This is a genomic window from Aurantiacibacter suaedae, assembly GCF_005434915.1.
GTDB lineage: Bacteria > Pseudomonadota > Alphaproteobacteria > Sphingomonadales > Sphingomonadaceae > Alteraurantiacibacter > Alteraurantiacibacter suaedae.
The window spans coordinates 246,517-268,072 of the sequence record NZ_SKCG01000001.1; the positions used below are offsets into that span (position 1 = coordinate 246,517).

Below are 21,556 nucleotides of genomic sequence, written 5' to 3' on the forward strand. Positions count from 1 at the left end.
GAACAGGCGATAGCTCGCCCCGGCCGCGTTTCGGTTCTGATTCCAAAGCTTCCCATTTCACGCGGGCGGTTCCTTACCTCCGCGAGTGCGCGCCCCTATGGCTGCGCGCCTTCGCACTCTATGCGAGTTTTTTCTATGACTACCACTTTCGACCAGCTCGGCCTGTCGCAGCCTGTTCTTCAGGCGCTCGACATGAAGGGCTATACCACGCCGACACCGATCCAGCAGGAGGCGATCCCGCCCGTGCTCGAGGGCCGCGACCTGCTCGGCATTGCGCAGACCGGCACCGGCAAGACCGCCGCCTTCATGCTCCCGAGCATCGACAACCTGCGCAAGAGCGACAACCGCGTGCCGTTCAAGTCGTGCCGGATGCTGGTGCTTGCGCCCACCCGCGAGCTGGCCGGGCAGATCGCCCAGTCGGCCGAGGACTATGGCGCGCTGGCCGGGCTCAAAGTTCACTCGATCGTCGGCGGCACTTCGGTCAACAAGGATCGCAACAAGCTGCACAAGGGCACCGACATTCTGGTCGCGACGCCGGGCCGCTTGCTCGACCTGATCGACCAGAAGGCGTTCAACCTTTCGGGGCTTGAAATTCTGGTGCTCGACGAGGCGGACCAGATGCTTGACCTCGGCTTCATCCACGCCCTGCGCAAGATCCGCGACATTGCGCCGAAGGATCGGCAGACGCTGTTCTTCTCGGCCACCATGCCTTCGCAGATCAAGGAACTGGTGAGCGGTTATTGCAAGAACCCGGCGCAGGTCTCGGTCACGCCCGAAAGCACCACTGCCGAACGGATCGACCAGTATCTGCTGATGGTCCAGCAGGATGAGAAGCAGGCGCTGCTCGGGCTGATCCTCTCGGGCCGTTACGAGGTGCCGACCAAGATCGAGCGCGTACTCATTTTTACCCGCACCAAGCATGGCGCCGACCGCGTGGTGAAGAAGCTGGCGCAGGACGGCATTCGCGCCAATGCGATCCACGGCAACAAGAGCCAGCCCCAGCGCCAGCGCGCGCTTGAGGAGTTCCGCAGCGCCAAGGTGCCGGTACTGATAGCGACCGACGTTGCCGCACGCGGGATCGACATCCCCGGCGTGAGCCACGTGATCAACTACGAGCTGCCCAACGTGCCCGAGCAATATGTCCATCGCATCGGCCGCACCGCGCGTGCGGGGCGCGATGGCGTGGCGATTGCCTTCTGTGCCGAGGACGAACGCGCTTACCTCAAGGATATTCGCAAGACGACCGACGCCGAGTTCGAGCGCCTGCCGCTGCCGGAGAATTTCCGCGCTGTGGTCGAAGGTGTCGGGCCGACCAAGCCCGCGCCCAAGCAGCAGCGCCAGCGCGTTGCGCCCAAGCCGCGCGGTGCCTCCGCCGGTGGTGGCCGGGCGCAGGGCAAGCCGGGCCAAGGCAAGCCGGGCGGTCAGAAGCGTGCGGGTGGTGGTCAGAGCCGTCCTGCCGGGCAGGGCGGTCAAGGTGGCCAAGGCGGACAGGGTCGCCCCGGTGGCGGCTCGCGTCGTCGCCGTGGTGGCGGTGGCGGTCAGGGCGGCGGCGGAGGCCAGCGCGGCCGCGGCTAAGCCGCTGCGCCTTCCAATTCTGCCATCTAGTCCTCATATGGCCTGCTCCGCGAGATAGCAGCATAGGGCCACATCATGAGCGACTACGACTACGACCTTTTCGTCATCGGTGCTGGGTCCGGGGGTGTGCGCGCATCGCGCATCGCCGCCAGCCACGGCGCGAAGGTCGCGGTCGCCGAAGAGCACCGGATCGGCGGGACCTGCGTCATCCGGGGCTGCGTGCCCAAGAAGATGCTCGTTTACGGCTCGATGTTCGCCGAAGAGCTGGGCCATGCCGACAAGTATGGCTGGACCATCGAAGGCGCGACATTCGACTGGAACGCGCTGCGCAGCTTCGTGATGGCCGATGTCGACCGGCTCGAAGGCCTCTACGGCAACACGCTGTCGAGCCACGAAGTCGAACTGTTCCGCGAACGCGCGACGATCACCGGGCCGCACGAGGTGAAGCTGGCAAGCGGGAAGACAGTCTCCGCCGGCACGATCCTCATCGCCACCGGGGGCTGGCCCTCGGTGCCCGACTTCCCCGGCAACGATCTGTGCATCACCTCGAACGAGGTGTTCCACCTTGAGCAACAGCCGAAGTCTCTGGTGGTCCAGGGCGGCGGCTATATCGCGATGGAGTTCGCTTCGATCTTCAACGCGCTCGGCTCCGAAGTTTCGGTCATCAACCGTTCGAACAAGGTGCTGCGCGGCTACGATGTGCAGATCGTCGAGCGGATGCTGCACATCGCCATGGAGCGCGGGATCGACTTCCGCATGAGCTGTGAGATCGAGAAGGTGGAGCGCGATGGCGACTGTCTGCTCGTCCACATCGGAACGGAAAATCCCATTCGCGCCGATCAGGTGCTGATCGCTACCGGACGCAAGCCCAACAGCGAGGGGCTTGGCCTAGAAAGCGTCGGGGTCGAGCTGGCCGAGAACGGCGCAATCAAGGTCGACGAATACAACCAGACAAGCTGCGAAAGCATCTATGCGGTGGGCGACGTGACCGACCGTGTACAGCTCACGCCGGTCGCGATCCGCGAAGGCCACGCCTTTGCCGACAGCCTGTTCGGCGGCAACAAGCGCACCATCGACTACGACAACATTCCCAGCGCCGTTTTCACTCAGCCGCCGCTGGCAGGCGTTGGCATGACCGAAACCGAGGCCCGCAGCCAATATGGAGGGGTGAAGGTCTACACCTCGGACTTCCGCCCGATGAAGAACCTGTTTTCAGACCATGTCGAGCGCGGCCTCTACAAGATGATCGTGGACGATACCTCGGGCAAGATCCTCGGCATCCACATGATCGGGCCGGAGTCGCCGGAAATCCTGCAAGTCGCCGCCGTGGCGATCAAGGCGGGTCTGACGAAGCAGGCTTTCGACGACACAGTGGCGCTGCATCCCAGCATGTCGGAAGAGCTGGTGCTGCTGAAATAGCGCGGGGCCATCTCCTGCCCTGGCGCGTTGGGCCTGTATGTGGTTCGATAGCTGGAAAGACATTGCGCAGATTGGGCTTACGAGTCTTTGTATCTATGCGCTGATCATCGTGGTGCTGTTGCTGGCGGGCAAACGCTCGCTGGCGAAGCTCAATGTTTTCGACTTCGTGGTCACGATTGCGCTGGGATCGATCTTGGCCTCCACGATGATCTTGAAGGACATTTCCCTGTCCGAAGGGTTTGCCGCAATTGCCGTGCTGGTGGTTCTGCAGTTCATCGTTTCATGGCTTTCGATGCGGGTCGGGTGGTTCAAACGGCTGATCCGCTCCGACGCGCGTCTGATCTTCCGCGATGGCCGGTTCCTTGCACAGGCCATGCGCGATGAACGGGTTACGGAGGGAGAGATACTCGCCGCGATTCGCAAGAAGGGCCACGGGCGCACTGAAGATGTTGCCGCCGTCGTGTTGGAGACGGACGGTGCCCTCAGCGTACTTGCCAACAGGCCTGCGATCGAGTGCAGTGCGCTTGGGCCGATGCTCTCGGATAGCGAGGGGAAGGAATAGCTGCGGTCAGCCGCCGAGTTGTTCTGACAGGAACGCCGCAACGTCGTCCATCGCCACGCTCTTGTCGAGATAGGCCTCGCCGATGCCCTTCAGGAGGATGAAGGGCAGGGTGCCTGCATCCATCTTCTTGTCGTGCAGCATATGAGCGGCAAGATCCTTGCCCGAACAGGTTAGTCCAAGGCCCGAAATTTCGCTGCGCAGGCCCGAGGCGGCGATGGCCTTGGCCACACGCGATGCGTCGCCCTCGCTAATGTTGCCGATCCGCGCGGAGTAGCGCGCCGCCAGCACCATGCCCAGCGCCACCGCCTCGCCGTGAAGCAGGGAGGAGGAAAAGCCCGTTTCCGCCTCAAGCGCGTGGCCGAAGGTGTGGCCGAGATTGAGCAAAGCGCGAGTGCCGGTGGTTTCGCGCTCGTCCTCGGCCACAATGCGGGCCTTAGCCGCCACGCTTTTCTCGACCGCGAGAGCAAGGGCAACGCGATCGCCATCGACGACCTTTGCCCCATTTGCCTCGCACCAGTCGAAGAAATTACGGTCCCCCAGAATGCCGTACTTGATCACCTCGGCATAGCCCGCGAGCATTTCGCGGCGGGGCAGGGTGGCCAGCGCGCCGGTATCGGCCAGCACCAGAGCGGGTTGGTGGAAGGCACCGATGAGGTTCTTGCCCTGCTTCGAATTGATCGCGGTTTTCCCGCCCACCGACGAATCGACCTGCGCGAGGAGGGTGGTCGGAATTTGGATGAAACCGCAGCCACGCTTGAGCACACTGGCAGCAAACCCGGTGAGGTCTCCGATTACACCGCCGCCCAGCGCCACGATATGATCGCCGCGCTCAACACCCTTGCCGAGCAGCCACTCGACCACGCCTTCAAGGCCGGCCCAGCTCTTGGCCGCCTCGCCGGGATCGAGCACGAGGAAATGCGGCGTGTAGCCCGCCTCCATCAGCGAGACCGTTACCGTTTCGCGCCAGTGCTGCGATACGTTGGCATCGGTGATGATCGGCACGTCTTTCTTGCGCAGCAGCGTGCCGCAGTGCGCGGCAAAATCGCCCAGCAGACCTTCGCCCACACGCACGTCATAGGCGCGCCCAGCCAGTTGCACCCGAATTACTGCGCCAACGTCTGCCATGTCTTCAAAGCCTCCAGAATGCGGGCGACCACCTCGCCATGCGGCCCCTTGCCGCTGGTCACCTTGATCGGCGCCCGGGCGTAGGATGGCTCGCGCTCGGCCTTCAGCCGGGCAAGGATTTCGCGCTTGTTGCCCCCTCGCAAAAGGGGGCGGTTGTCATTGCGGCTGACGCGTTCGAGCAGCGTTTCGAGATCGGCATCGAGCCAGATCGCGATCCCGCGCTCGAGAATCATGTCCGCCGTCTGCTGTTGCACGAAGGCTCCGCCTCCGGTCGCGATCACAGCATGGCGCTGATCGAGCAGCCGTTCGATCACGCGCCGCTCGCCGTCGCGGAAATAGTCTTCGCCGAACTGCTCGAAAATTTCGGGCACGCGCATCTGCGCCGCTTTCTCGATTTCGTCGTCGGCATCGTAGAAGGGCATGTCCAGCGCCGCGGCGAGCCGCCGGCCGACCGAGGACTTTCCCACGCCCATCATGCCGACCAGCACCACAGGCCGTGTAAGGCGCGCGACAAGCGCCTTTCGGCTCTCGCTATCGGGAAGGGCAGGTGGCTTGGTCATTGCCGCATGGCCTATAGATAGGCTAACCGCTGGCGCAAGCGTGCCGACTGTCGGCGATACGGGACTGCACAAGAGTGAGACGTGGCGGAATGAGTGCCCTGGTGGTGATTGCGGTGTTGGCTCTCGTCCTGGCCCTGGTGGCGTGGATAGATGGCGGCCAACAGGAAATGCGGCAAATTTCGCAGCCGGTGGACTGGCCCTCGGAGGTGACGCGATGAAGCGTTCGGTTCTCTTGCTGGCGGGCGTGGCGCTGGCCTGCACCTCGGCCACCTTTGCTCTGGCTGCGCCCGAAGATTTGCTGCCGCCCGGCTTCGGCAACGCGCCTCCACCACCTCCGCCGCCCCCTGCGCCTACGCCGACGCCGCGTGCATCCGGAGGCAACCCCGCCCCAAGCCCGGGCCCGGCGCCGGGTGCGAGCGGAAATAGCGGTTCGAGTTCGACCCCGGTGATCCAGCCCCTGCCCGGCATTGGCGAAGAACCACCTGCCGCACGGGGAAGCAGGGTGGCCTTGCCCGATGGTTTCCCTTCGCTGGCCGAGCTGGAGGCGATGGAACCCGACGAAATCGATCAGGTCCTCGGCCTCACGCCCAAATACGATATTCCGCCCGGTGCCCGCCGCTCGATGGAGAAGGTGGGCGTGCTGTCGAGCGCGGAGGGTGGCTTCCACTCACGCAGCTTCGCCGGTCAGCCCGCTCGCTTGGTCGAGGCCGCGCTGCAGGCGGCCAAAGGCCCGATGATTTCGCGCTGGGGGCATATCCTGCTGCGGCGCGTGCTGGCGAGCAGGCTCGATGCGCCTGAGGGCATGGACCCGGCGGGTTTTGCCGCCATGCGCGCCTCTGCGCTTAACGCGATGGGCGAGGAGACGGTGGCCCGCGCGCTGGTGCAGGATGTCGATGGGTCGAACTACAACCGCGCGCTCGCCGATGCGGCGATGGAAAGCTATCTCGCCACCGGCGACATTCTGGGCATGTGCCCGGTGGCGCGGCTTCAGCCGCTGCTGCGCGAGGATGGCGAGTGGGAGATGATCCAGGGCCTTTGCCTCGCCTACGACGGACAGGTCCGCAGTGGGGAGCGGCGCTTGCAAAAGGTGCTCGGCACCCAAATGGCCCCGACCATCGACGTGCGGCTTGCGCAGCGTTTCGCCGGGGCTGCGGGCGAAGGGCGGCGCGCCGTCAATATCGAGTGGGACGGGGTCGAAGACCTCACCCCCTGGCGCTTCGGCCTTGCCCGCGCCTTGGGGGCGGACATCCCCGAAAGCCTGCGCCGCCCTGGCCAGCAACCCGAACTCGACATTGCCGAGGTGCAGATACCTGCCAGCCCGCTGCTCGACCGTATCAAAGCCGCCAACGTCGCGGCGGAGCGCGGCATCTTTTCGGCTGCGGCGATGGTCGATCTCTATTCGCTGCTCTACGCCAGCGAGCTTTACGATGCCGGTGCCAAGGACCCGGCGCGCCAGTTGCGCGCGGCCTATGCTGCCGCCGATGTGGCTCAACGGATCGCGGCCATGCGCAGTCTGTGGACAGCCAACCCCGGCTATGGCTCGCAGGTGCTCACCGCCTATGCCGCCGCGCGGATCGAGCCGTCCGAAGCGCTGGAAGACGATGCGGGCGAGCTGATCGCCTCGATGCTTACCGCCGGGCTCGATCGCAACGCCATGCGCTGGAGCGGTGTGGTCGAGGATGGCTCGCTGGGCTGGGCACTGTTATCGCTGGCGCGGCCTGCGGGGAGTGCCTCGGTTTCAGCCAGCGCAGTGGAGAACTTTGCCGACGTGAGCGATCGCAAGGCCCGGTTCCTGCTGGCGGGGCTGGCGGGGCTTGGCCGTTTGAGCGACGGTGACGCGCGCAATATCGCCAGCAACCTCGGCACTTCACTCGATCGCACCGGCCCATGGCGCGCCAAGATCGAGCGGGCTGCGGCCACCGACAATGCCGCGCTGGTGGCTCTGCTTGCCGGTGTCGGGATGCAGGGCCAGACCTGGGCAGGAATGACGCCGCGACAGCTCTACACCATTGTGCGCGCGCTCGATCAGGTCGGGCTTTCTGCCGAGGCGCGCATGATCGCGGCCGAAGCGGTCGCGCGCGGCTGATGGCGACGCGCGCTGCCTCCGGCGCGGTTGCGGCCTTCCTCGATATGCTCGCGGCGGAGCGCGGCGCGACCCGCAACACGCTTGACGCCTATGGCCGTGACTTGCGCGCAAGCGAAGAAGCGGTCGGCGATCTGTGTGCAGCCGGGCGCGAGCAACTTGCGCGACTGGCTGGACAATGGGCGCATCTGGCGCCCTCGTCGGTGGCGCGGCGGATTTCGGCGCTACGTCAGTTCTTCGCCTTCGCCGTGGACGAAGGCTGGCGCGACGATGACCCTTCGACCGCGCTGGCCCGCCCGCAAACGCGCCGACCATTGCCGAAGCTGCTTTCGCATGAGGACGTGGCCAAGCTGTTCGCCGTGCTGGAAGAGGAAGCGGCGAGCGACAGCCCGGCAGCGATTCGGATGCTGGCGCTGGTCGAATTGCTCTATGGCTCAGGCCTGCGCGCGAGCGAGCTGGTGTCACTGCCGTTATCCGCCGTGCCGCGCGATGCGCCGTTCCTGTCGCTGGTGGGTAAGGGCGGGGTGGCGCGGATGGTGCCGGTATCTAGTCGCGCGCGCAACGCCCTGTCGCGCTGGCTGGAGGTGCGCCCGCAAGGATCGAAGTATCTGTTCCCCTCGCGCAATGCCTATCTCAGCCGAATCAGGCTTTATCAGCTGATCAAGGAGCTGGCCGCGCGGGCAGGGCTGGACGCCTCCAAGGTCAGCCCGCACGTGCTGCGCCATGCCTTTGCCACCCATCTGCTTGAAGGCGGTGCGGACCTCAGGCTGCTGCAAACGCTGCTCGGCCATGCCGATATTTCGACCACGCAAATTTACACGCATGTCGATGCGGCGCGGCTCGTGGCTCTGGTAAACGCACGTCATCCTCTTGCGGGCGAGGGAAGGTCGAGCTAGCGCGGCCTTTATGGTAGCTTACCTCGAATTCGAAAAGCCGGTCGCAGACCTTGAAAACAAGATTGCCGAGCTGCGCGCCGCAGCGGGGGAAGACGGTGACGTCGACATCTCGCGCGAGCTGACACGGCTCGAAACGCGCAGCGCCAAGCTGTTGGCCAGCACCTATGCCGGGCTCTCGCCATGGCAGAAGACACAGGTCGCCCGGCATCCCGGCCGTCCGCACTTCCGCGACTACGTGAGCCTCGGCTTCGATCACTTCATGCCGCTGGGCGGTGATCGTCTTTACGGTGATGACCGTGCGATCATGGCCGGTCTTGCCACCCTGCGCGGGCGCAAGGTGATGCTGATCGGGCACGAAAAGGGCAATGACACCGTCAGCCGGCTCGAACACAACTTCGGGATGGGCAAGCCCGAAGGCTATCGCAAGGCGATCCGCCTGATGGAAATGGCCGACAAGTTCGGCCTCCCCGTGGTGACGCTGGTGGATACATCGGGCGCTTTCCCCGGCATCGAGGCCGAGGAGCGCGGTCAGGCCGAAGCCATCGCCCGTTCCACCGAAGCCTGCCTCGCGCTCGGCGTGCCGATGGTGGCGGTGATCGTGGGCGAGGGCGGTTCGGGTGGTGCGGTGGCGCTGGCGAGCGCCGAGCGGGTGCTGATGTTCGAACACGCAGTTTATTCGGTGATTTCGCCCGAAGGCTGCGCATCGATCCTGTGGCGCACGGCGGAAAAGGCCCCCGATGCGGCCGAGGCGATGAAGCTCACCGCGCAGGATCTTGCCGAGCTTGGCGTGATCGACCGGATTGTGCCCGAGCCGGTCGGCGGCGCGCAGCGCGATCCTGAGGCCGCAGTGGCCTCGCTGGCCGATGCGATCGTCGCCGAACTCGACAGCCTTGCGAAGCTCGATGCCAACACCTTGCGCAAGCAGCGCGAGGAACGCTTCCTCGCCATCGGCCGGAACCTCTGAGACGCTAGGCTGTTTGGCTTAGGACGCTTGCTAAGCTGCGAATAGCAGCACCGGCAAGCCGTCATCAGGTAGGGATCTGGCAAGAGCGACGCGTGCTTCCTCTTGTCCCATGAGGAGCATCGTCACATGTCGCACCGCGTTCGCGCAGTTCGTTTGTCCACCCGCATCAAAGGCCTGCTTGCGGCAACCAGCGCTTCGCTGGCGCTGGCCGCCTGCGCCTCCGTTCCAGGGGCAAATATCGCGCCGGGTTCGCCGATTACGCAGGCCGAAGCGCAGCAGGGTGCGGAATACCACGAACAGTTCGTGGCCGAATTCGGCGGCGAGATGTCGGGGCCGCAGGCGCGCTATGTGTCGCAGGTCGGCCAGAACATCGCCGTCCAGTCAGGGCTGGCCACCAGCCCGACCGCCTTCGACGTGACGCTGCTCAACTCTTCAGTAAACAACGCCTTCGCGGTGCCGGGTGGCTATGTCTATGCCACGCGCCAGTTGGTGACCTTGATGAACAACGAGGCCGAGCTTGCCGCCGTGCTCGGCCACGAAGTCGGCCACGTTGCGGCCCGCCATTCGGCGAGGCGGCAAGCGGCGGCGCAGCGCAATCAGCTTGGCGGCTTGGGCATTGCGATCCTCAGCCAGGTCCTGCTTGGCAACAGCGCACTGGGCAACACCATCGCGCAAGGGGCGGTGCAAGGCTCGCAAATGCTGACGCTGAGCTATTCGCGCAGTCAGGAGACAGAGGCCGACGAGCTCGGCATTCAGTACCTCGAATCGGCCGGCTATGATCCGCACGCCATGGCCTCGCTGCTTTCCAGCCTGGCGGCGCAGAACGCGCTCGATGCGCAATTGCAGGGGCGCGCCAACGCAACAATCCCTGAATGGGCCAGCACTCACCCCGATCCGGCGAGCCGCGTGCAGTATGCGATGCAACTGGCAGGCAACCGCACCGGCGTCGTCAACCGCGACAGCTTCCTCAATAATATCGACGGGCTGATGTATGGCGACGATCCGGCGCAAGGAATTATCGAAGGGCGGCAGTTCATTCATCCCGAACTGCGGCTGAGCTTCACCGCGCCTGAAGGTTTTTACATGGTCAACGGGACGAGGGCCGTGAGCATCAACGGCGATGCTGGCAAGGCGCAGATGACCACCGCTGCCTTCTCGGGCAATCTCGATAGCTATATCCGCTCGGTGTTCCAGGCGATTGGCGGCCAGAACGCAAACCTGGCCCCGGCCTCGATCCAGCGAACGACAGTGAACGGTTTGACTGCGGCCTATGGCATGGCACGGGTCAACAACGGTCAGCAGCAGATCGACGTGACCGTGTTCGCCTATGAATTCGCGCCAAATCAGGCGTTCCATTTCCAGGCCATCACGCCTGCAGGGCAGGCCGGGGTGTTCAACGAGATGTTCAACTCGATGCGCCGGATCAATGCGAGCGAGGCCAATGCCGTGGTCCCGCGCCGGGTTGACGTGGTGACCGCGCAGCGCAGCGATACTGTGGCTACGCTTGCGCGGCGGATGGCCTATGCCGATGGGCAGGAGGCGCGGTTCCGCGTGCTGAACGGGCTATCGGGTAACGCTATGCTTGTGCCGGGCCAGCAGTACAAGATCGTGGTTCGCTCCAACTGAACCCAAAGAAAAGGGGCGGCAGGTTTCCCCGCCGCCCCGAATCCCTGCTGCACTTCAGAATTACTGCGTGGCGGCGGTTCCGCCCATCTCGGTGTTCACTTCGTTGAAAACGGCGAAGAGCTGGTCGCCCAGAGCATTCATCGCAGTGATCGCGGCAACGGCGATAAGGGCGGCGATGAGGCCATATTCGATTGCGGTGGCGCCAGCTTCGTCGCGGGCGAGCTTGTTGAAGAAGGTCATGGTTGTCTCCTAAGTTTTCGAAGTCTTCGGTACCCGATCCAGCTGGTTTCCCATCCGGATGCCGGGATTTTACGCATGAATGCTTGATAAAAAGCTAATCGGCGCTGGCATTGACAACCTCGCTTCGCACGTCGCCCCACATGTCCACCGTGACATCGGCGACGCCTTTTAGAGCGGCTATCATCGCAAGCACGACCAGGCTGATAATCAGGCCATATTCCACGGCCGTAGCCGCAGAGCGATCAACCATGACTCGCTTGAAAAATGTCCAGGCTGCCATGGAGGTCCCCTTTCGCAGGCGTGTCGAGGCCGGTAGTGTCAGAAAAGCTCTAACGAATGATTAGTGATGCCCCAGATGAAGGTTTCTAGTGCTGCTTGGATACCCGTCGTGGCGCTTGCCCTGATCGACAACAGGGGTCGGATCCTGCTTCAGCAGCGCCCCGCTGAAAAGCACCACGGCGGCTTGTGGGAGTTTCCCGGCGGCAAGGTCGATAGCGGAGAAACACCGCGAGAGGCGCTCGCGCGCGAGATTGCCGAGGAACTCGCCATTGGGGTCGATCCAGCCGACTGCACGGCTCTGCTGCTCGCCGAGGAAGCGCGGGAAGGGAGCCCGCCGGTTATCCTGATGCTTTATAGAGCCACCCGCTGGAGCGGATCGCCTGAGGGACGGGAGGGGCAGCACTGGGGCTGGTTCTCCCGCTTAGAGGCTGAGAAACTGGCTTTGGCACCCATGGATCGCCAGTTTGTGGAAAGAATGTCGGATTAGGGCTTGCCAAGCGGAACATCGCTCCGTATTTGCCCGGCCTCCAGAGCGCACCCGTAGCTCAGCTGGATAGAGTACCTGACTACGAATCAGGTGGTCGGAGGTTCGAATCCTTCCGGGTGCGCCATTTTTCCCTTCAAGACTTAGTGTTTCCAGCTGCGCCCCTCGGGGCGTGCTAAGTCTGTTTTTTGTGCACCATTGGAGACTATGAATCCGTGGCGCGGCTCGAACAGGATCGCGCTTAGGCGACGTCGTCCACGCGATCGGGCGGCGTTTCATCGGGGCTGCGATCCGGGCGGTCGATATCGGGTGTTACCGGTTCGATCTCATCGGGCCGCTCCGGCACCGGCTCGCGCCGCTCGGGCGGGGCGGGCGGCGTTTCCGGCGGTGCCTGCGGGGTGGGAAATTCGGGCTCGGGTTGCGGGTTCGTGCTCATGACAAGGTAACGATCGGCAGACCGATTGGTTCATTTTCGCCGATGAAGCTGGCACTGCCTTTCGCCAATCCATGCAGAGCAATCCATGCAGAGCAAACCGGAGACTGCCGCGAAGAAACCCGCCCCGGTATTCGCAGGCGGCTGAGATCGCCCTCAACCGTGATGCATAAATGTCGCACTGCAGCAAAACCCGCCGGGATCGTCTTTTTGCCGGAGTGTAGGGTGCGTCGGGCGCGCAGCTCAGAAAATCGGCGGAAAGCTAACACCTTCGAGACTTAGCGGGCACGTGTCGGGCGGTTGGTGATTTCTATTGTAACGATCTTGTCATGTAAGTGACGCAATTCTGTCTCTCCGTCGCTTTATCGGCGCCGCCAACCGCGGAAGCACGAAAAAGGGACGCTTCGATGAAACTGAAATATCTTCTTACCGCCAGCGCGGGCAGCCTCGTTGCCGCCGCCACAATCTGTTCGCCTGCCGCGGCGCAGTCGACCGGCTCGCAGGATTTCGATGACCAGATCGTCGTTATTGGCGCTATCGACACCGCGATCGGCGGTGTTGACCTGCCGGAAACGCCGCGCGCCAAGCAGGTGCTGACCGAAGAGGTGATCCGCCGTCAGCGCCCTGGCCAGACCGCCAACGACATCATCAACCTGGTGCCCGGCGTGAGCTTTCAGAACAACGATCCGTGGGGCTCCTCGGGCGGCAGCTTCACCATTCGCGGCTTCTCCGACGACCGTGTGTCGCAGACGCTTGACGGCATTCCGCTCAACGATTCGGGTAACTATGCCCTTTACACCAACCAGCAGGTCGATCCGGAAATCATCGGCGAGATCAGCGTCAATCTCGGCGTGACCGACATCGACAGCCCGACCGCTTCGGCCACCGGCGGCACAATCAACCTGCGCACCCGCCGCCCGAGCGACACCATGGGCATCACCGCCACCGGCAGCTACGGCAACGTCCTGGCCGACGGGGCGGGGGATCGTCCGTTCTGGCGCGCATTCGGCATGGTCGATAGCGGCGATTTCACCGGCGCTGGCACCACTGCCTTCGCTTCGGCCAGCTACACGACCTACGAGAACCCGTTCAACGTCTACGGCGAAGTCGAGAAGATCCAGCTTAACGGGCGCATCTATCAGGAGCTGGGCTCCAATGGCGACTTCGTCTCGGTTGCCGGGCACTACAACCAGAACCGCAACAACTTCTTCGGTTCGGTCAGCGCCGGCGCAATCCAGAGCGCTATCGACGAAGGCCGCAAGAGCGACCGCTTCAACGTTCTCGATTCGGTCGATTTCCCCTGCGAAATCACCACCCCCACCCCGGGTGTGGCCGATGAGGTAAACGGCTGCGGCGCGGAATTCAGCCGCCGCTACAACCCCTCCAACACCGGCAACATCCGCGGCTCGTCGCGCTTTACGCTGGCCGAAGGCCTCGTGCTGACGATCGACCCGACCTACCAGTACGTTAAGGCCAATGGCGGCGGCGATGAGGAGCTGATCGAAGGCTTCCGCGATGTCGACGGGGTGAACTACACCGGCTTCATCAGCGGCAAATACTACTACGGCATGGATCTCAACGGCGACGGCGACCTGCTCGACGAAGTGGCCGGCAACGATCCGAGCCAGACGCGTACCAATCGCTTCACCATCATTTCGTCGCTGAACTGGGAGATCAACGACCAGCACCGCGCGCGCATCGCCTACACCTGGGACCGCGCCAACCACCGCCAGACCGGCCAGACCTCGCTGGCGTTGCAGAATGGTGAGATCGCCGATGTCTTCGCGATCAACAATCCGCAGTACACCTCGGACGGCTTCGCCCTCAACAAGCGCAACCGCCAGTCCTATGCGATCCTGCATCAGATCTCGGGCGAGTATCGCGGCCTGTTCTTCGACGAAGACCTTTCGGTGACGCTGGGCCTCCGCGCCCCGTTCTTCAGCCGCGAGCTGCATCAGTATTGCTGGACCACCTCGGCCGCTGGCTTTGTCGATTGCCTGGGCAATCAGGACACCACCGCCTATGAGGAAGCAAACCCCGATCACGTCGGCCCGACCGATCGTACCTACAAATACGACAAGGTTCTGCCGAGCGCCGGTCTGGTCTACTCGTTCAGCGACAACGCGCAGGTGTTTGCAAACTATGCGAAGGGCCTGTCGGTACCGGGCACCGATCCGCTGTATGACAGCTTCTACCTGCCCGACGTCGACGAGACCCGCCCCGATCCGGAAACGACCGACACCTTCGACCTCGGCCTGCGCTACCAGACGCGCAATGTGCAGGTGCAGATTGCCGGGTGGTACACCAAGTACAACAACCGCCTCGCCACCTCCTACGATCCGATCCTTGACGAGACGATCTACCGCAACCTCGGCGAGGTGGACAAATACGGCCTCGATGCCTCGGTTGCGTTCACGCCCACGCCCAACACGATGCTCTACGTCTTCGGCTCGATCAACGAATCGGAGATCAAGGACGACATCGAAATCGAAGGCGACGTGCTGAACACCGCCGGCAACCGCGAAAGCGGCACGCCCGATCTGATGTTCGGTGCGCGCGGCCAGGTGTCGTTCGGCGGCTTCGAATTGGGTGCGCAGGTAAAGTACACCGGCGAGCGGTTCTTCAACGATACGAACGAGGATCCGGAGCTGGTGAACAACGGCATCGTCGATGCCTACACGCTGGTCGACCTCGACCTGCGCTACACCATCGGCCAGAACCCGCTCGGCGAAGGCGATATGGCTGTGCAGCTCAACATCACCAACCTGTTCGACGAGTTCTATGTCGGCGGCTTCGGTGGCGGTCTGACCGGCACGCCCTTTGTCCAGATGGGCGCCCCGCGTGCCGCGAGCGTGTCGCTGGTTCTGGGCTATTAATCGGCCGATCTGAAAAGCTAATCAGCTTGGCGGGGTGGCGGCACATGTGTCGCCGCCCCGTTTCGGCTTGTTTCCACATTAACGGTTTTGCCCAAGCCCCACGCTGCGGAAGGAACGGACCGTGCGAAACGGTGTTTGTCCTATAACCATCCGTTACAGGAGAGACCTTATGGAACACGACATCTTCGCGCGGCTTAAGCGCGACCACGACAAACACCGCGATCTGCTCGAGAAAATGGCGCAGACGCACGGCGAAAGCGAGGACCGCCAGAGCCTGCTCGAAGAGTTCACAAAGGAAGTGAAGAGCCATGCCTCCGCCGAAGAGCAGGCGCTCTATTCCACCATGCTGCGCAAGCCCGATACCACCGATGAGACCCGCCATTCGGTGGCTGAGCATCACGAGATCGAGGAAGCGCTTAACGATCTTGCCGCCACCGACATGTCGTCCTCGGCATGGATGGCCAAGTTCAAGCAGCTCGATCACGATTATCGCCACCATATCAACGAGGAAGAGGAAGATCACTTCCCCGATTTCGAGAAATATCTCACTGACGAGGACCGCGAGCATATGCAATCCGTGTTCGATCGGCGTAAGGAAGCCGAGAAGGCCGATGCGGATGTGACGCCCGAGAAAGCGGAAGACGCCAAGGAATAGCGCTTCTGCCGTAACGCGAACGGCAACATCGCGCCTCGGCGCTAACAGGAGCAATCATGCCGATGGCGCGCGGTACGGCTGAGGCGGAAAGCAAGCTGAACGAGTTCGACGACAGTTCGGTTGAGCCGGGTGTTTGGCGCTACGCCAAGGCCCGGCGCGTGCGCGTTGCAGTCGATGGCGAGGAGTATTTCGACCTCGTCCAGCAGGCTATGTTGCAGGCCAAGCAGCGCATCATGCTGATCGGGTGGGATTTCGACACCCGCATTCACCTCACCCGCGGCCGACGCTGGTATCAGCGTCCGTTCGACCGGTCGTTCCCTTCGCGGTTGGGCAGCTTTATCCTGTGGCTCAATCGCAATCGACCCGGGCTTGAGGTACGCATCCTCAAGTGGAGCTACTCGGTCTTTTCGCTGGCGACGCGTGGGGCAATGCTGTTTGATCTGGTGCGCTGGGCGCGCCATCGCAGGATCGACTTCAAGTTCGATACCGCGCATCCGGTAGGGTGCAGCCATCACCAGAAGATCGTGGTGATCGACAAGCAATTCGCGGTATGCGGCGGGATCGACATGACCGGCGGCCGCTGGGACACGCGGGCGCATGAGACCGAGGATCCTGAGCGAAAGCTGCCGGGCGGTTCTCTGTACACCCCATGGCACGACGTAACCATGCTGATGGAAGGCGATGTTGCCGGAGCGCTGGAGGATCTTGGTCGCCAACGCTGGATTACGGCAGGTGGCAAGCCGCTCAAGCCGTCAGAGAAAAGCGAAGAAAGCGCCTGGCCCGAGGGATTGGAAGCGCATTTCGAAAATGTCGAAATTGGCATTGCGCGGACCCGGGCCGAGCATGACGGTATGCCCAAAGTCCACGAGGTGGAGCAGCTGTTCTGCGATCAGATCGCCAGCGCCAAGCGCTTCATCTATGCCGAAACCCAGTATTTCGCCAGCCGCGCCGTATGCGAGGCCATTGCGAAGAGACTGGCCGAGTCTGACCCGCCCGAGATCATCGTTGTGCATCCCCACTCCGCCGATGGCTGGGTGGAGGGTCAGGCGATGGACCCGGCCCGTGCGGAACTTGTCACCGCACTCAACGAACTCGACAAGCACCATGCCTTTCATCTTTACGTGCCCTATACCGACGATCAGCCGATTTACGTTCATGCCAAGCTGATGATCGTCGACGATGAATTGCTCCGAATCGGCTCGGCCAACTTCAACAACCGGTCGATGGGGCTTGATTCGGAGTGCGATGTGTTCATCGATTCCAACCGGCCCGGAAACGATCATGTCACGGGGCAGATCGAACGGTTGCGTCACTCGCTACTGGCCGAGCACTGCGGCATGGCGGAAGAGGCTGTGCCGGCCCTTCTGGCGACCTATGGGTCGATGGCGGCAATGATTGCCGGAATCAACCAGCGCGGCGAAGGCTTGCAACGGCGGCATCTGCGCCCATTTCATCCCACACCGCCGGATCAGACGACGCGCGACATGGCCTTGCGAGAGACGCTCGACCCGGAGGAGCCGGGGGATGTGTTCACGATAGTCCCGGCGAGGAATGGCCTTTTCCGTCGCGGGAGCCTATTGGCGAAAGCGAGAGCCAAGGGAAGAGCCCGGCTGAGAAGGATACGCCAGGTCGATTGATGAGTTGCAATCACGAAGAAGAGACGGTCGGCAATAGCAAGCTGCCGGTTCCCGAAGACGTTCAGGAAGCTATCCGCACGCTCATCCGCTGGGCGGGCGACGATCCAACGCGCGAGGGCCTGACGGACACCCCGGCGCGCGTGGCGCGGGCATGGAAGGAATATTGCCAGGGCTACGAGGAAGATCCGCGCGTTCATCTTTCGCGTGTGTTCCACGAGGTCGGCGGGTATGACGAGATCGTGCTGCTTAAGGACATTCCGTTCCAGAGCCACTGCGAACACCACATGGCCCCCATCATCGGCAAGGCGGCGATCGCCTATCTGCCGACCGACAAGGTGGTGGGCATCTCGAAATTGGCGCGCGTGCTGCACGGCTATTCCCGGCGCTTGCAGATTCAGGAACGGCTGACGGCCGAGGTCGCCCAGTGCATTCAGGATGAGCTTCAACCGCGCGGCGTGGCCGTGGTGATCGAGGCGAGCCATGCCTGCATGTCGGCGCGCGGCGTGCGCACGCAAGGCGTGAGCATGGTGACGAGCCGGGTGATGGGCCTGTTCCGCAAGGACCATCGCAGCCGCGAGGAAGTGCTCAAGCTGATGGGCTATTGATGCGCGCTGGCTGCGTCGCAGATCAAGTTAAGGACATACGAGAATGACGGCATTGCGAGTTCGCGGCGGGCAAAAGCTGAGCGGACGGATCGAGCCATCGGCCAACAAGAATGCGGTGCTCCCGGTGCTCTGCGCTACGCTGCTGAGCGACGCGCCGATCATGCTGCGCAACGTGCCCGAGATCACCGATGTGACGCGCATTCACGCGTTTTTCTCCGAGCTTGGCAGCACGGTGGAGTGGGACAAGGCAGCCAAGACCTTCGCCATCGATCACTCGACCATTTCCTCCAGCGCGCGGGCCAGCCTGCCGCAGGCGATGCGGGCCTCGATCATGATGATCCCCGGCCTGCTCGCGCGGCTCGGCGAGGCGCGGCTTGAGCATGAGGTGAAGGGCTGCACGCTCGGCGCGCGCGAGATCGATCCGCATGTCGAGGTGTTCCGCAACTTCGGGGCCGAGGTGTCGTCCGAAGGCCGCCACATCGTGTTCCGCCAGCGCGGCGCGGGCGAGGCGACCCGCATGTGGCTCGAATATGCTTCGGTGACGACCACCGAGAACTTCATCATCTCGGCGCTCAATGCCAAGGGCACCAGCCAGATCGTGAATGCCGCGTGCGAACCGCATGTGCAGGAGCTGTGCGCGTTCCTCGAAAAGATGGGCGCGCGGATCAAGGGCAAGGGCACCTCGATGGTCAGCATCGAGGGCGAGCCTACGTTCACCAGCGTCGACTACACCTTCGCCGACGACTATCACGAGGTTGCGACCTTCCTCGCACTGGCGGCGGTGACAGGCGGCGATATTTCGGTGCGCAACGGCTGCCCCGAGCATTTCATGCTGATCGACCGCACGTTCGAGAAGTTCGGCGCCCATGTCGAACACAAGGATGGCTGGTCGCGCATGGAAGCGCCCGAGCGGTTGAGCGTGAAAGACAACTTCACCTCGCACCTCACCGTGAAGGTGGAAGCCGCACCCTGGCCCTATATCCCGGCCGACCTGCTGCCGATCTTCATCGCGCTCGGCGTGAAGGCCGAAGGGCAGGTGATGTTCTGGAACAAGGTGTACGAAGGCGGGCTGACCTGGCATACCGAACTGTCGCTGTTCGGTGCCCACACTTTGCTGTGCGACCCGCACCGCCTGATCACCTTCGGCGGCGAGAAGCTGGTGCCGGCAACGGTGACCAGCCCCTACATCATCCGTGTTGCCATCGCGATGCTGATGGTGGCGGCAAGCATCGATGGCGAGAGCACCATTCTCGATGCCGATCCGATCCGCCGTGCGCATCCCGATTTCGTGAAGAACATCGATTCGCTTGGCGTCGATGTCGAATGGGGCGATTGAACCGATTCTACTGCCGTTGTGGCACGAAAAAGGGCGGCGTTCCGGTTGGAGCGCCGCCCTTTTTCATTACGAATTTGCCTCAGAGCTGGCCGAGCATGTGCTCCGCGCTCGAAACCTTGAACTCGCCCGGGCCTTCGACGTTCAGCTCTTCGACCACGCCATCGTTGACGATCATCGAGAAACGCTGCGCACGTGTGCCCATGCCATAGCCCGAGAAATCGGCATCGAGGCCGAGCGCAGTAGCGAAGTCGGCGCTGCCATCGGCCAGCATGGTAACATCGTCGGAGCCGGCATCTTTGCCCCATGCGCCCATCACGAACGCGTCGTTAACCGAGAGGCAGGCGATCTCGTCGATACCCTTGGCCTTGAGATCGGCCGCCTTTTCGACATAGCCGGGCAGGTGCTTGGCCGAGCAGGTGGGTGTGAAAGCGCCGGGTACGCCGAACAGCGCCACCTTCTTGCCGGCGAAGAACTCGCTCGATTGCACGGCATCGGGGCCATCGGCGGTCGCCTTGACCAGTTTCACGTCGGGAATCTTGTCGCCTTGGGAAATCGTCATGTCAGGTATCCTTCCTGGTGAGGGTCACGCGAGACATAGGAAGACAGCCGAGCGGTTGCGAGTCATGATTTGCGCAAGGGAGGAGGGTTTACCTCGTCTTCGCGCGGCCCTATGGCTCCCCACACCTTGTGCCGCGCGGAGCCCCGGCGGCGCTCATCCCCACATGACAGGAGAAGTGCGCGTGGCTGACGCAAAGAACGACTATATCATCAAGGACATTGCTCTGGCCGACTATGGCCGGGCCGAGATCGCCATTGCCGAAACCGAAATGCCGGGCCTGATGGCCACGCGCGAGGAATTCGGCCCTGCGCAGCCGCTGAAGGGCGCGCGCATCACCGGCTCGCTGCACATGACGATCCAGACCGCTGTGCTGATCGAGACGCTGACCGCTCTCGGCGCCGAGGTCCGCTGGGCCACCTGCAACATCTTCTCGACGCAGGACCACGCTGCCGCCGCCATCGCCGCGCAGGATATTCCGGTGTTCGCGGTGAAGGGCGAGAGCCTCGCGGAATACTGGGACTATGTCGGTGAGATCTTCGACTGGGACAAGGACGGCTCGGGCCATACCGCAAATATCATCCTCGACGATGGCGGCGATGCCACCATGTTCGCCCTGTGGGGCGCGCGTGTCGAAGCGGGCGAGGAGTTGCCGGCCCCGGCCAATGCTGAGGAAATTGAATTCCAGCGCTCGCTCAAGGCCTTCCTTGCGAAGAAGCCGGGTTACCTCACCGAAACGGTGAAGACCCTGCGCGGTGTTTCGGAAGAGACGACCACCGGCGTCCACCGCCTTTACAGCCTTGCCAAGCAGGGCAAGCTGCCGTTCCCGGCCATCAACGTGAACGATAGCGTGACCAAGTCGAAGTTCGACAACCTCTATGGCTGCCGCGAATCGCTGGTCGACGCGATCCGCCGCGCCACCGACGTGATGCTTTCGGGCAAGGTCGCCTGCGTTGCCGGCTATGGCGACGTTGGCAAAGGCTCGGCGCAGTCGCTTCGCAACGGCGGCGCGCGTGTGCTCGTCACCGAAATCGACCCGATCTGCGCGCTGCAGGCGGCGATGGAAGGTTTTGAAGTGACCACGATGGAAGACGCGGTGACCCGCGCCGACATCTTCGTCACCACCACCGGCAACGAGGACGTGATCACCGCCGATCACATGAAGGCGATGAAGCCGATGGCGATCGTCTGCAACATCGGCCACTTCGACAGCGAGATCCAGATTTCGGCGCTTTCGAACTACGAGTGGAGCGAACTCAAGCCGGGCACCGATCTCGTCAAGTTCCCCGATGGCAAGGAAATCATCGTGCTCGCCAAGGGCCGTCTGGTGAACCTCGCCTGCGCGACCGGTCACCCCAGCTTCGTGATGAGCTGCTCGTTCACCAACCAGGTGATGGCGCAGATGGAACTCTGGGAAAAGCACGACGAATATGAAAACGACGTCTACGTGCTGCCCAAGCACCTCGACGAGAAGGTGGCGGCGCTGCACCTCGACAAGCTTGGGGTGAAGCTCTCCAAGCTCAGCCAGAAGCAGGCCGATTACATCGGCGTGCCGGTGGAAGGCCCGTTCAAGCCCGAGCACTATCGTTATTGACCGGGCGCTATTGATCGGGGGTTGCGCCCCGCGGGCAGCTTGCATCGCGGG

At 63.1% G+C, this 21,556-nt stretch carries 20 protein-coding genes and 1 tRNA gene; 15 read left to right on the forward strand and 6 right to left on the reverse strand.

Features of this window, described 5'->3' with window-relative positions:
• Positions 1-135: 135 nt before the first annotated feature.
• From E0473_RS01180 to E0473_RS01190, 3 genes are all read left to right on the forward strand, one after another.
• Complete coding sequence (locus tag E0473_RS01180) at positions 136-1,575, forward strand: DEAD/DEAH box helicase (protein ID WP_137679039.1); 1,440 nt, start codon at positions 136-138, stop codon at positions 1,573-1,575.
• A 75-nt stretch (positions 1,576-1,650) separates the two neighbouring features.
• Complete coding sequence (gene gorA, locus E0473_RS01185; RefSeq protein ID WP_137679040.1) at positions 1,651-2,994, forward strand: glutathione-disulfide reductase; 1,344 nt, start codon at positions 1,651-1,653, stop codon at positions 2,992-2,994.
• Positions 2,995-3,031: 37 nt separating this feature from the next.
• Complete coding sequence (locus E0473_RS01190) at positions 3,032-3,556, forward strand: DUF421 domain-containing protein (protein ID WP_137679041.1); 525 nt, start codon at positions 3,032-3,034, stop codon at positions 3,554-3,556.
• Between the two features lie 6 nt (positions 3,557-3,562).
• Here the strand turns inward: E0473_RS01190 and aroB are convergent, their stop codons facing one another.
• On the reverse strand, positions 3,563-4,681 hold the full coding sequence (gene aroB, locus E0473_RS01195; RefSeq protein WP_137679042.1) for a 3-dehydroquinate synthase: 1,119 nt from the start codon (positions 4,679-4,681) through the stop codon (positions 3,563-3,565).
• Positions 4,660-5,241: a shikimate kinase gene (locus E0473_RS01200; RefSeq protein WP_137679043.1), complete on the reverse strand. Its 582-nt coding sequence runs from the start codon at positions 5,239-5,241 to the stop codon at positions 4,660-4,662. The genes aroB and E0473_RS01200 overlap by 22 nt, the downstream gene beginning before the upstream one ends.
• A 214-nt stretch (positions 5,242-5,455) precedes the next feature.
• Here E0473_RS01200 and E0473_RS01205 point away from each other — a divergent pair, with 214 nt between their 5' ends.
• The 4 genes from E0473_RS01205 to E0473_RS01220 all read left to right on the forward strand — a co-directional run bounded on the left by E0473_RS01205 (position 5,456) and on the right by E0473_RS01220 (position 10,810).
• Positions 5,456-7,327: a hypothetical protein gene (locus E0473_RS01205; protein WP_137679044.1), complete on the forward strand. Its 1,872-nt coding sequence runs from the start codon at positions 5,456-5,458 to the stop codon at positions 7,325-7,327.
• The gene (locus E0473_RS01210; protein WP_137679045.1) at positions 7,327-8,220 is read left to right on the forward strand and encodes a tyrosine recombinase; all 894 of its coding nucleotides are present in this window, start codon (positions 7,327-7,329) and stop codon (positions 8,218-8,220) included. Before E0473_RS01205 ends, E0473_RS01210 begins: the two co-directional genes overlap by 1 nt.
• Positions 8,221-8,230: 10 nt before the next feature.
• Positions 8,231-9,184 carry an acetyl-CoA carboxylase carboxyltransferase subunit alpha gene (locus E0473_RS01215; RefSeq protein ID WP_137679046.1) on the forward strand — a complete coding sequence of 318 codons (954 nt, stop codon included), beginning with the start codon at positions 8,231-8,233 and terminating at the stop codon, positions 9,182-9,184.
• Positions 9,185-9,310: 126 nt separating this feature from the next.
• Positions 9,311-10,810, forward strand: coding sequence for a M48 family metalloprotease (locus tag E0473_RS01220; protein ID WP_137679047.1), 1,500 nt, complete (start codon positions 9,311-9,313; stop codon positions 10,808-10,810).
• 60 nt (positions 10,811-10,870) lie between these two features.
• Here the strand turns inward: E0473_RS01220 and E0473_RS01225 are convergent, their stop codons facing one another.
• Both E0473_RS01225 and E0473_RS01230 read right to left on the reverse strand, forming a co-directional pair.
• Positions 10,871-11,050 carry a Flp family type IVb pilin gene (locus E0473_RS01225; protein WP_137679048.1) on the reverse strand — a complete coding sequence of 60 codons (180 nt, stop codon included), beginning with the start codon at positions 11,048-11,050 and terminating at the stop codon, positions 10,871-10,873.
• A gap of 94 nt (positions 11,051-11,144) precedes the next feature.
• Positions 11,145-11,330 (reverse strand): Flp family type IVb pilin, encoded by a 186-nt coding sequence (locus E0473_RS01230; RefSeq protein WP_137679049.1) that lies wholly within the window; start codon positions 11,328-11,330, stop codon positions 11,145-11,147.
• A 108-nt stretch (positions 11,331-11,438) separates the two neighbouring features.
• Between E0473_RS01230 and E0473_RS01235 the strand changes: the two genes are divergently transcribed.
• Positions 11,439-11,816 (forward strand): (deoxy)nucleoside triphosphate pyrophosphohydrolase, encoded by a 378-nt coding sequence (locus tag E0473_RS01235; protein ID WP_277751495.1) that lies wholly within the window; start codon positions 11,439-11,441, stop codon positions 11,814-11,816.
• Positions 11,817-11,863: 47 nt separating this feature from the next.
• Positions 11,864-11,940 (forward strand) — tRNA-Arg (locus E0473_RS01240).
• Between the two features lie 114 nt (positions 11,941-12,054).
• Here E0473_RS01240 and E0473_RS01245 read toward each other — a convergent pair.
• Positions 12,055-12,249 (reverse strand): hypothetical protein, encoded by a 195-nt coding sequence (locus tag E0473_RS01245; RefSeq protein ID WP_137679050.1) that lies wholly within the window; start codon positions 12,247-12,249, stop codon positions 12,055-12,057.
• A gap of 404 nt (positions 12,250-12,653) precedes the next feature.
• Here E0473_RS01245 and E0473_RS01250 point away from each other — a divergent pair, with 404 nt between their 5' ends.
• From E0473_RS01250 to E0473_RS01270, 5 genes are all read left to right on the forward strand, one after another.
• The gene (locus E0473_RS01250) at positions 12,654-15,122 is read left to right on the forward strand and encodes a TonB-dependent receptor (protein ID WP_137679051.1); all 2,469 of its coding nucleotides are present in this window, start codon (positions 12,654-12,656) and stop codon (positions 15,120-15,122) included.
• Positions 15,123-15,291: 169 nt separating this feature from the next.
• Positions 15,292-15,777, forward strand: coding sequence for a hemerythrin domain-containing protein (locus E0473_RS01255; RefSeq protein WP_137679052.1), 486 nt, complete (start codon positions 15,292-15,294; stop codon positions 15,775-15,777).
• A 56-nt stretch (positions 15,778-15,833) separates the two neighbouring features.
• Positions 15,834-17,414 (forward strand): phospholipase D-like domain-containing protein, encoded by a 1,581-nt coding sequence (locus tag E0473_RS01260; protein WP_137679053.1) that lies wholly within the window; start codon positions 15,834-15,836, stop codon positions 17,412-17,414.
• Positions 17,414-18,019, forward strand: coding sequence for a GTP cyclohydrolase I FolE (gene folE, locus E0473_RS01265; RefSeq protein WP_137679054.1), 606 nt, complete (start codon positions 17,414-17,416; stop codon positions 18,017-18,019). Before E0473_RS01260 ends, folE begins: the two co-directional genes overlap by 1 nt.
• 43 nt (positions 18,020-18,062) lie before the next feature.
• Positions 18,063-19,355, forward strand: a complete 1,293-nt coding sequence (locus E0473_RS01270) for a UDP-N-acetylglucosamine 1-carboxyvinyltransferase (protein WP_137679055.1) — start codon at positions 18,063-18,065, stop codon at positions 19,353-19,355.
• 79 nt (positions 19,356-19,434) lie between these two features.
• Here the strand turns inward: E0473_RS01270 and E0473_RS01275 are convergent, their stop codons facing one another.
• Positions 19,435-19,914, reverse strand: a complete 480-nt coding sequence (locus E0473_RS01275) for a peroxiredoxin (protein WP_137679056.1) — start codon at positions 19,912-19,914, stop codon at positions 19,435-19,437.
• Between the two features lie 181 nt (positions 19,915-20,095).
• On the opposite strand from E0473_RS01275, the gene ahcY reads away from it, so the two are divergent.
• Positions 20,096-21,505 carry an adenosylhomocysteinase gene (ahcY, locus tag E0473_RS01280; protein ID WP_241657278.1) on the forward strand — a complete coding sequence of 470 codons (1,410 nt, stop codon included), beginning with the start codon at positions 20,096-20,098 and terminating at the stop codon, positions 21,503-21,505.
• Positions 21,506-21,556: the final 51 nt, after the last annotated feature.

Coding starts and splice junctions, on each gene's coding strand:
- E0473_RS01210 (WP_137679045.1), top strand. CDS start 7,327: ATGGCGACGCGCGCTGCCTCCGGCGCGGTTGCGGCCTTCCTCGATATG.
- E0473_RS01260 (WP_137679053.1), top strand. CDS start 15,834: ATGCCGATGGCGCGCGGTACGGCTGAGGCGGAAAGCAAGCTGAACGAG.
- E0473_RS01250 (WP_137679051.1), top strand. CDS start 12,654: ATGAAACTGAAATATCTTCTTACCGCCAGCGCGGGCAGCCTCGTTGCC.
- E0473_RS01215 (WP_137679046.1), top strand. CDS start 8,231: ATGGTAGCTTACCTCGAATTCGAAAAGCCGGTCGCAGACCTTGAAAAC.
- E0473_RS01200 (WP_137679043.1), bottom strand. CDS start 5,241: ATGACCAAGCCACCTGCCCTTCCCGATAGCGAGAGCCGAAAGGCGCTT.
- E0473_RS01270 (WP_137679055.1), top strand. CDS start 18,063: ATGACGGCATTGCGAGTTCGCGGCGGGCAAAAGCTGAGCGGACGGATC.
- E0473_RS01190 (WP_137679041.1), top strand. CDS start 3,032: ATGTGGTTCGATAGCTGGAAAGACATTGCGCAGATTGGGCTTACGAGT.
- E0473_RS01180 (WP_137679039.1), top strand. CDS start 136: ATGACTACCACTTTCGACCAGCTCGGCCTGTCGCAGCCTGTTCTTCAG.
- E0473_RS01245 (WP_137679050.1), bottom strand. CDS start 12,249: ATGAGCACGAACCCGCAACCCGAGCCCGAATTTCCCACCCCGCAGGCA.
- E0473_RS01275 (WP_137679056.1), bottom strand. CDS start 19,914: ATGACGATTTCCCAAGGCGACAAGATTCCCGACGTGAAACTGGTCAAG.
- E0473_RS01225 (WP_137679048.1), bottom strand. CDS start 11,050: ATGACCTTCTTCAACAAGCTCGCCCGCGACGAAGCTGGCGCCACCGCA.
- E0473_RS01205 (WP_137679044.1), top strand. CDS start 5,456: ATGAAGCGTTCGGTTCTCTTGCTGGCGGGCGTGGCGCTGGCCTGCACC.
- E0473_RS01220 (WP_137679047.1), top strand. CDS start 9,311: ATGTCGCACCGCGTTCGCGCAGTTCGTTTGTCCACCCGCATCAAAGGC.
- gorA (WP_137679040.1), top strand. CDS start 1,651: ATGAGCGACTACGACTACGACCTTTTCGTCATCGGTGCTGGGTCCGGG.
- E0473_RS01255 (WP_137679052.1), top strand. CDS start 15,292: ATGGAACACGACATCTTCGCGCGGCTTAAGCGCGACCACGACAAACAC.
- E0473_RS01230 (WP_137679049.1), bottom strand. CDS start 11,330: ATGGCAGCCTGGACATTTTTCAAGCGAGTCATGGTTGATCGCTCTGCG.
- folE (WP_137679054.1), top strand. CDS start 17,414: ATGAGTTGCAATCACGAAGAAGAGACGGTCGGCAATAGCAAGCTGCCG.
- aroB (WP_137679042.1), bottom strand. CDS start 4,681: ATGGCAGACGTTGGCGCAGTAATTCGGGTGCAACTGGCTGGGCGCGCC.